This is a genomic window from Trichocoleus sp. FACHB-90 (assembly GCF_014695505.1).
GTDB lineage: Bacteria > Cyanobacteriota > Cyanobacteriia > Cyanobacteriales > FACHB-T130 > Funiculus > Funiculus sociatus.
Genome location: NZ_JACJOK010000028.1, coordinates 76786 through 86467 on the forward strand (window position 1 = coordinate 76786; position 9682 = coordinate 86467).

The window sequence follows — 9682 nt, forward strand, 5'->3', positions numbered from 1 at the left end:
CTCCCTTGCAGCAGGAAATTAGTAAAATAAATTTATAGAATTCAGGAGCCAGGTTATCTGGCACAAAACGCCTATCGAAACTATCTACGGTAATCTTCAAGGTTTAAAGTCCAGCCAGCTGAAGCAGCTAGAGAAACTTTACCATCAGCGGCTACCAGGCGATCACATTACGACAGCAGAATTCGCCCAGCGGTTGGCAGCAATTAGCACCGAAATCAATCAGCCTGTATCCGTATACATTAATCGCCGGGGACAGGTGATTCGCGTGGGAGTGGGAACCCCCAGACAAACGCAGATTCCCGCTCTAGAATTACCTCGTTACGGTGCAGAACGACTCAGTGGTATTCGCTGCATATCTACTCAACTGAAATCAGAAGCACCGAGTGAAGCTGCATTGACCGCAATGGCAATGCAGCGGCTAGACGTGCTGGCAGTGCTATCGCTGACTGGCGGAGGGTTTGAGCGACGCGGTGGGGGAGCCACAGGTTACATCAAAGAAACTTATCTAGCTCACCTAGTTCCTCATCCGGAAGCAATTTGGAATCTGTCGCCACCGATGAGCCTGGATGCGCTGAGTAACCAGGATTTTCTGGAACTGGTGGATGGACTAGAAGCCGAGTTTCAGCGAGAATTTGTTGCCAAGCAAGTAGACAGCGATCGCGATCGCGTCCTCCTGGTGGGGTTGATGACTCAAGACATGACACCCCTGCAATTCCAAGATGGATTGGAAGAATTGGCGCGGTTAGTAGATACCGCTGGGGGACAAGTGTTGGAAACAATGCAGCAAAAACGTCCCCGTCCCCATCCCCAGACCGTGGTTGGGGAAGGTAAGGTGCAAGAAATTGCCCTGACTGCACAAACACTGGGAGTTAACCTGATCGTCTTTGACCGCGACCTCTCACCCGCACAAGTCCGCAATCTGGAAACCCAGACTGGTATCCGTGTGGTAGACCGGACTGAAGTGATTTTGGATATCTTTGCCCAACGCGCTCAGTCTGGTGCTGGTAAGTTGCAGGTAGAATTAGCGCAAATGGAATATATGCTGCCGCGCCTGACTGGTCGCGGTCAAGCAATGTCCCGACTCGGCGGCGGTATCGGTACTAGGGGGCCTGGTGAAACCAAGTTAGAAACTGAGCGCCGGGGAATTCAGCGTCGCATTGCCAGACTGCAACAGCAAGTGAACCAGCTGCAAGCGCACCGTTCGCGGTTACGCTTACAACGGCAACATCAGGATGTTCCCTCAATTGCCTTAGTTGGATATACCAATGCTGGTAAATCTACGTTGCTGAATGTGCTAACTAATGCTGAAGTTTACACAGCAGACCAGTTGTTTGCAACTCTCGACCCGACTACGCGGCGTTTAGTCATACCCGACGCGGTGACAGACGAGGCGCAGCAGATTGTGATTACAGACACAGTGGGATTTATTCACGAGTTACCGCCTTCTTTGATGGATGCTTTCCGTGCCACATTGGAAGAGGTGACAGAAGCGGATGCGCTGCTTCATGTGGTGGATTTGTCTCATCCAGCTTGGCAAAGTCAGATTCGTTCTGTGATGGCGATTTTGTCAGAAATGCCAGTAACGCCGGGGCCATCGTTGATTGTTTTTAACAAGATGGATCAAGTGGATGGCGATACTCTGGTACTGGCAAAAGAGGAGTTTCCCCAAGCGGTGTTTATTTCCGCAAGCGATCGCCTGGGCTTAGAAACTTTGCGTCACCGCATCAGCCAACTGGTTCACTATGCGATCGCCCCCGGTTAAGCCGCTGGGTTCTCATACACAAAATACTTAACAATAGCCCCCCTTAAAAAGGGGGGCTGGGGGTATCAAATGCTTAGCCTTAAGAAAATAAAATGGGATTAAATGCCCTCTTAAGTTAAACCTTAATCACTGGTTGCATAATAAGGGTATTGCTTGCCATCCCAATAGAATAATCTACTCGATGACGCTGCTTTGGAGAGAGAAATCCCCTCTCCTTGTTTCCAAGACGAGGGAATCGAAGCATTATATTTAGCAGCCTCAGCTCTTGGAATAACTTCCCAAACATCATCAGCACCAAGCTCTTTGTCGATTAAAATAACTTCTTGGGTTCCACCATGAAAAATTGCCATCGCCCGATTAAAAAACTGTGTTTCACCTTGAGGCTTTTTTTCTGCAAGCATTAGAGCAATATCTATTTTATTATCTCCGTTAAAGTCACCCCGCAAATATAACTGTCGGATATCTCTAAAATGAAAATTATAACTTTTGTTTAGACCTTTATCAAAGAAGGACTTCCTAACCCAATAAGGAATATTTACATACCTAATATGTGCAATAAATGACTTCTGATCTTTAACAGCATCATTATCTTCAGGTGTTGTAGGGTTGTAAGTTATATCACGCGCAGCTTCTTGTTCATCACTTCCGCCTTTCTTATCTGTATTTTCTTTCTCCGTCACAACAGGTTGCTCGGCAACATTCGGAGAAGCTGGAGATTCCACTGGGGCTTTAGAGAGATTATCTGAAGAACAACTATTAGCAAGCCCTAGTAAAAGGCAGATTCCTATTACTTGAATTAATTTGAAATTTTTCATGATATTCATACCAATCATTTAAGAATGGGAACAAGTTAGTAAAAACGCCTGACGACTAAAGTCGCAACCGCATAAACTAAGACCGCTAAGGCGGTCTTAGAAATTAGGGGAATGGTATTAATCTACCGATAATCTAGGTTGCTTTCCGGTTAAAACCCAGGAAATTTGTCTTTTGGATGGAGAAATTTTCTTGCTTGTTTCAGCATCGCGCACCTGGAAATGTAGATGAGGGCCAGTGCTGTGTCCGGTGTTACCAGTACCGCCGACAATTGACCCAGCATCTACCTTAATCTTGGGGCCATTTGCGATCGCTTTGCACCAAGCTAAGTGCAGAGCGTCAAACTTCCTTGACGGGAAACTGGGAGTTGTCATCGTCGCTACCAATCCTCCGCCTTTGATGTCTTCCCAACATTTCAAAGTTGTCTTAGTTCCAAGTTTGCCAATAGCGTAGATGTTGGTGTTCCTGGGAGTTGCCAAGTCTACACCACCATGAAAATGCGATCGCCCACTAATCGGATTAATCCGCTTTCCGTAACGGGATGTCACTCTGTATCCTGCAACTTTATCGCCAATTTTGGGTGTCTTTCTTAAATTGGGTGAATCATCCGTAACTGACTCAGGAATAGTGGGTTGAGTTGGTACGATGCTCACTTGCTCTGTTATTGGTTCAAAGTCTAACCCTATAGGATCAGGTAATGGCGATCCTGGCTCTGACTTGTTTCGGCTTTCGGGTACGCTTTGAGTAGAATTTCCGGTGTCAGGAACGGTGAAATCTAGCTGATTCTCATCGGGAACAGGAGCGTCTGTGGGGATTGGGGATTTGGAAAACGTTTCCTGTTCGCCTGTGCGCCTATGCGCCTGGGTATCGCTTTCTACTTGCGCGATCGCTTCAATGTTGCTTTTTAAGGCTTTCCTTACTATCCCAACTCGTCGTCCTTGATCGAGGGCAATGCAACTCCAGCGCCAAGATTCTGAGTGAGGTCTATATCCGCGCAGTTTGTTCTTATAATAAGACTCTCTGACACAGATACCAAATAGTCCACTTGCATCTAGCTTTCCGGCTGGATTGCGAAATGCTTCGACTCGCGCATTAACTAAAGCTTTCTTCCCCGTGAGTCCTTTTTTCAAAGCTTTCTGGTACGCACGAGCAAATCTGGGGCCAGCGGAGTTGGATTGATTCCACAAATCAGTTCCGTTGACTAAGGCATGGTAGTCAATCTTTGGGTCGATACCTACACGGAAAAGCGATCGCTCTGTCTTAGCTGATTGACGTTGCAGTGCCTTTAGACAACGCCGATCGGCTTGTTGTACAGTTAGATTCTTGGCGCGGTTCCAGCTGCAAAAGCCTCTATTTACAACGTGGTTGCCTGGATCTGTATGACCAGAATACAGTGATGTGGCTTTTCCAGAAGGGGTGAGGTTGCCTTCTGCTGCTCCCACTGCGATACTTCCTGGGGATTTCCGATTGGCAAATAGTACGGCGGCGGAAGTTGAGAATCGCTGCTTTTGAGTGTCAGTTTTGACTGATGGTTTCTCAGGTTTTGGGATAACTTTCGGTGAAGGCGCAGCAGGTTCCACCTCGAATTTTAGCTCGACAGGATCGGGAGGAGATGGGTTAGCACGGCTCTCAAAAAGCGACCCTTTCTCTGAAATTCCTGTTTTACTAAGGTTTTGTGGGGCAGAAAACAGGTTAGTTGAATTCTCTCCCACCGGGTTAGGACTATGGGGAAGAGCCTCTTGGCTAGATGCACTCGGTGCAGCTTTAGGAGTGGCAAGCACAACTGCATCTGGCTCAGAAAAATCTAACACAACTTCATCGGCTAGAGCCGATTGGCTTCCCAAGACCAGCATTAGAAAACTGGCAATAATTTTGATCAGCTTAAGTTTCATGGTTTTGTCCTTTGGTCGTAAAAACGGCGGACGACTAAAGTCAAGGGCGAACAAACGAAGCCTGACGAGAGCAGGCTTTGTTTGTGTGCTAGGTAACAAATGGGTACTTTTAGGATGGCTGTAACATTTTTTCGATAATCTTTTTGGAAGGCTCAACTATCGCCCAGCGGCCATCAGGCTGTTTAGTAAGCAGAGCCAAGCGCAATTCGTCACCAGTACCGAGGGCTTGACCAGCACGCCGAAATCCAAAATTTTGCTGGTTTAGTCCGCAGAGTCGGAACAGGTAAACGGGCATCTCCTCGCTAGAGAAAATTACGCAATTTGGTTTGTGCGGCTGCACCCGACCATCAAACGGCGCATAAATAGCATCGCCCTTCAAGGCGAGTGAGATGTCACCAAGACCGCCCAGCACCTGACGACCCGCCACCACATCCCCCGGTTGCAGTTCCCACTTCTGGGACAGCTGGATGTCTCTGGGGGATTCTGTAGTTGAGGCGGTACAGCCAAAAGTTGCCAGTAGCACTATTGAGAATGCGATCGCCCTTTCGTCTTTAAGGACGTTTAAAACCATATCCCACATAGGTTTCTCCTTCATAAAGAACGACTAGCGATGTTTGCGGATCGAACGCCAAAGGGTGAATTTCGCGCTCGGTTTTGGCTCCCGCTCGAATGCTCACATTCGGCAAGCGGCAATAAGGCTCCTTCACGATTTGTTGCACGTTGCGCCGAGAGCTGCGCTCAGGTACTGTTAAGAGTCGTGCTAATTGCGATCGCGATAGCGTCGCCTTCGGCTTTACAATCTCTGTGCAGGCGGTGGGGCTACGTACTGATTGCCGTTCCTTAAGTGCCGAGGTCAGATTGAAAGGCAAGTTGAGAGCGGCTAACAGGTAGCCACTGGCTAACAGACAGCAACCTGCCAGCAGATATTGCAGCACGAGAGATGGGGCTTTAAACTCCTTCATCATCTTCTTTACCTCCTTCATGGCTCATTGTTGGGTAATACAGGACTTTGGCAGGCTGGCTGCTCTTAGAAAGATGTGGTTTATTTAGTTTTTTGGAAGAATATTTATTTGGAATGCGATCGCTTCGCCTCGGACTTCTTACTACGCTGTTCCTGTCAATTACTTGTAATAAAGCTAGGCAGTAATTCCTAGTTGATACAATCGGGAATATCGCTCTAAAGAGATGGGGATCAGTTACACCCGATGAAAGCGAGTGCTATTTGCTTGTACGTGAAAGCTTTTTCAAAAGGCTGACAAACGGTTAAGCTGTAGGGGTTTGCAGCCGTTGTGTCAGTAAATATCGCGTTTCTGGGCTGGGTGGAATATATCGCGGTTGTTTTGTTTTCGCCACCTTGATAGGGACATGGCAATGCCATGCCCTTACAGATGTATCGCACCCAACCCTTGAATTGCTATAAGGCCTGAGTAAAATCAAATAAGCTGAGTACCCATGTACCCATTCTCACTTTTTGTCGAAGCAGGGTTTCCTTTCCCTTCTCCCTCCCACCACAGGCGATACACTTGCGTGTCTTTGACTGCAACTCCTTGACTACAGTGTACTACTATTTTTAGTACAAATGTACTAAAAATTTAGCGTGATAACCGCACCAAAAAAGGCAAAAGAAAAAATGGTTGCCCCTTCCAGCCGCTGACTGGCAACGAGGATAATCTCTGAAACCGCTTGATCGGATCGGAGTTGCGGGTGAGAGTGGACAAAGTTCCTCAAAGCTCAAAAATCTTGAATTCCTGCAAACTGCGAACTCCAGCAGCATAGGTGAGGTTATATTGCAAGGGCGTTACGGTAATGTAGTTTTTCCGAATTGCCTGCACATCGGTTTCTATGTGACTGGGTAAAAGCGGATTTTCAGGTTGTTCAACTTCTTCCAAAGCTTCACCAGCTAACCAATAGTAAGTTTTGCCCCGTGGATCTACCCGCTTTTGAAAAATATCAAAATAGCGACGAATCCCTTGACGAGTCAGGGCGACACCAGCAATATCTTCCCATTTCACAGGCGGCACATTGACGTTGAGTAACATCGCCTCTGGTAGCGGCTGCAAGCTCAACTTATCCATGAAGATTTTGGCAAATTTGGCAGCGGTTTGAAACTCTCTTGAGGTGTAACTTGTCAGACTAAAAGCGATGCTGGGAATTCCCTCTATTACGCCTTCCATCGCCGCTGAAACTGTTCCTGAGTATAGGACATCAGTGCCAAGGTTAGAACCGTGGTTAATGCCAGATAAGACAAAATCGGGGGGTGCATCGAGCAAAGCACCTAGCGCCAGTTTTACGCAGTCCGAGGGAGTTCCCGAACAAGACCAGGCTTTGACTGTGGGGTGAAAAATCGACTCGACGACTTCAGCGCGGATGGGGTCGTGCAGGGTAAGACCGTGACCAGTGGCAGACCGTTCCCGGTCGGGGCATACTACGGTGACATCGTGTCCGGCTTCGGCGAGGGTATTGGCGAGATTGCGAATGCCCAAGGCGAAGATGCCATCATCGTTGCTGATTAACAGTTTCATTAACTTACTACAGGAGGAGTCAAATTCTATTTTGCACCGCAGCTTGTAATAGATGAATGGAGATGAATGAGTCAAATCGCGTTAAACTCAAGCTAAAGATGCCAAACTGAAGACTGTCTGTAGAAAATGACCACTACGCTTTCGGAGCTTGAGGCTCAACTAGCCGCGCTTAAACAGGATGCGACGAATGCGATCGCTGCTGCTTCTACTCTTGCACAACTAGAGGAACTTCGAGTCGGCTACCTGGGTAAGAAAGGGCAGCTGTCCAAAGTATTAGGGGGTTTGGGTAAACTAGACGCAAGCGATCGCCCCCGGATTGGTGCTTTAGCAAACGAAGTCAAAGAAGCGCTGCAAAATGACCTGGATCGCAAGCGGACAACCTTGCAGGAAGCCCAAATCCAAGCCGCATTGGAATCGGAAACCCTGGATGTTACTATGCCAGGAGTTTACCGCCCTCTCGGTCGCAAGCACCCGCTCAACAGCACAATTGACCGCATTGTAGATATCTTCGTTGGTCTTGGCTACACCGTTGCCCAAGGGCCGGAGATGGAGACAGACTACTACAATTTTGAGGCACTGAACACTCCCGCAGACCACCCCGCCCGCGATATGCAGGATACCTTCTACCTGCCGGATGGCAATCTGCTGCGGACGCATACTTCTTCGGTGCAGATTCGCTACATGGAAGAAAATGAGCCGCCAATCAGGATTGTGGCACCAGGACGCTGTTACCGACGAGATACGGTAGATGCTACCCATTCGGCAGTCTTCCATCAAGTAGAAATTTTGGCAGTTGATCAGGGGCTAACTTTTACAGACCTTAAAGGCACTATTAAGGTGTTTTTAGAGGAGATGTTTGGTGCTGAGTTACCGATTCGTTTCCGGGGCAGTTATTTCCCATTCACCGAACCTTCTGCGGAAGTCGATGTGCAATGGCAGGGACGCTGGTTAGAAGTGATGGGCTGCGGTATGGTTGACCCCAATGTGCTGAAGAAGGTGGGTTACGATCCAGAAGTTTATACTGGGTTTGCCGCTGGTTTCGGTGCTGAGCGTTTTGCAATGGTGCTGCATCAAATTGATGATGTGCGTCGAATGTACAGCAGTGATTTGCGCTTTTTGCGTCAGTTTTAAGAAATTTGGTGGTAGGTGGTAGGTAGTAAGAAGGATAAAACTTATAGTTCTAAAGTTTTTCCCTTACCTCTACCTCCTACCCCTTTTATTCCTCAGAAAGAGGATATTCTAAATAGCTTACTGACTTGGTATTTTCCCGGATGAATCGAGATAACTGTGTTAAAAAGAATTAAGTCGCTCTCAGTACAGTAGCGATCGCTTTTCGGTAAACTACCTAAAGAAGTATTCTTTAAATGCGGGTGAATCCAGTAGGGAAAAATTTGCCTCTAGTATCGCTAGTGACAAGTATTGTCTGCCTTGGAGCTTGTACAAATCAGCCAACGGATAAGCAGCTGGAGGAATGGCGAACTGAAGCGATCGCTCTCAACGCCCAGATGGTGAAAGCCAATACCAACACTTCACCGGAGGAGTGGAATCTGGTTATTGAGGGGCAAGTTACCAAGGGCAAAGCCGTAACATTGAGCTGGCAACAGTTACAGGCATTGGCAACAAATCATGTAAAAACTACAGATCCCAATGCCGTACTCAACCTAGAAGAGATTTTCGACTTTCGCGGCATCCGTGTATCTACACTATTGAAAAAGTTAGCGATCGCGTCGGATATTACAAATATTACTTTTGTCTGCTTTGACGGCTACCAAGCAACGATCAGCGTGAAAGATTTGCTTGCCTACCCGATTACTTTAGCGATCGCTAGAAATGGTAAACCAATTCCCCGCGATCAAGGTGGCCCTATTTATTTAGTCATTCCGCATACACAATACCCTAATTTGAAAAAAAAGTATAACGAATTATCCTGGGCGTTTTACGTTACCCACATGATAATTGGTACTGAACCAGTAAAATTACGTGTAGGAACGCGCGAACTAGACTTAGCCGATCTTGATAAACTTCCCCAAGTTACAATTTTGGAAAATGTCGGCTACAGAATGGGTTGGCCCAGCGGCAAAGTCAAACTTCACGGGGTGCGTGTACGCGATGTTCTAGCCTTCGCAGGTATCCAGCTGCCCGCCAATGGAGAAATTGTAGTTCGCGGGAAGGCACCAATTTACCATGACCCCTCCAATCCAGTCCGCTTGGCAGCAAACGATTTGCGGGAGTGTGACATTCTGGCGGCGACCAGATGGGGCAATGACAAAGAACCGATCCCCGCAAAAATGGGCGGGCCATTGACACTAGCTTTTAGTTCTGAGTGTCAAGTAAGGACGGGGTTTTCGCGCCCTTTGAGTAGACAGCGATGGGTGACTTTATTAGAAGGTTTTTATCCCTAATAGGAATTAACACCGAACTATGGCCACCCCATAAGCTAAAACTCTGATAGATGTTAACTAGATTGTACCGACTAAATAGCAATCCTAATTCATTTATGAAATTCTCTTTTTCCCCTTTATGGAGCCTGCTGAATTGGCGGAAACTATTTTCTACAAAAGGTAGCTTTTACCCATTAAACCCACATTCCGCACCCGCAACTGGCACATAGACAGCGGCTCCAAGCGTAGAAGAGAATCCCCAACTAAACTATTGAGTATTTATACTTAATAGTTATCCGGAAAATCAGAGCG

8 protein-coding genes are annotated in these 9682 nt (G+C 47.3%); 3 read left to right on the plus strand and 5 right to left on the minus strand.

The genetic code is table 11. The features are described from left to right. The first annotated feature begins 73 nt into the window (after nt 1–73). Nucleotides 74–1762 (plus strand): GTPase HflX, encoded by a 1689-nt coding sequence (gene hflX, locus H6F74_RS08780; RefSeq protein WP_190439280.1) that lies wholly within the window; start codon nt 74–76, stop codon nt 1760–1762. Between the two features lie 122 nt (nt 1763–1884). On the opposite strand, the gene H6F74_RS08785 is transcribed toward hflX, so the two are convergent. The 5 genes from H6F74_RS08785 to surE form a co-directional block, all read right to left on the minus strand. Continuing rightward, on the minus strand, nt 1885–2586 hold the full coding sequence (locus tag H6F74_RS08785; RefSeq protein ID WP_190439224.1) for a hypothetical protein: 702 nt from the start codon (nt 2584–2586) through the stop codon (nt 1885–1887). Between the two features lie 108 nt (nt 2587–2694). Continuing rightward, nucleotides 2695–4467, minus strand: coding sequence for a peptidoglycan DD-metalloendopeptidase family protein (locus tag H6F74_RS08790; RefSeq protein WP_190439227.1), 1773 nt, complete (start codon nt 4465–4467; stop codon nt 2695–2697). Between the two features lie 109 nt (nt 4468–4576). Further along, nucleotides 4577–5047 carry a hypothetical protein gene (locus H6F74_RS08795; RefSeq protein ID WP_190439230.1) on the minus strand — a complete coding sequence of 157 codons (471 nt, stop codon included), beginning with the start codon at nt 5045–5047 and terminating at the stop codon, nt 4577–4579. After that, nucleotides 5019–5450, minus strand: a complete 432-nt coding sequence (locus tag H6F74_RS08800; RefSeq protein WP_206756295.1) for a hypothetical protein — start codon at nt 5448–5450, stop codon at nt 5019–5021. Before H6F74_RS08800 ends, H6F74_RS08795 begins: the two co-directional genes overlap by 29 nt. 741 nt (nt 5451–6191) lie before the next feature. Next, on the minus strand, nt 6192–6989 hold the full coding sequence (gene surE / locus H6F74_RS08805) for a 5'/3'-nucleotidase SurE (RefSeq protein WP_190439236.1): 798 nt from the start codon (nt 6987–6989) through the stop codon (nt 6192–6194). A gap of 126 nt (nt 6990–7115) precedes the next feature. On the opposite strand from surE, the gene pheS reads away from it, so the two are divergent. Together pheS and H6F74_RS08815 are read left to right on the plus strand one after the other, a co-directional pair. Then, nucleotides 7116–8120 (plus strand): phenylalanine--tRNA ligase subunit alpha, encoded by a 1005-nt coding sequence (gene pheS, locus H6F74_RS08810; protein ID WP_190422289.1) that lies wholly within the window; start codon nt 7116–7118, stop codon nt 8118–8120. Nucleotides 8121–8353: 233 nt separating this feature from the next. Further along, a complete protein-coding gene (locus H6F74_RS08815) occupies nt 8354–9391 on the plus strand; it encodes a molybdopterin-dependent oxidoreductase (protein ID WP_190439239.1) in 1038 nt (345 codons plus the stop codon). Nucleotides 9392–9682 lie beyond the last annotated feature (291 nt).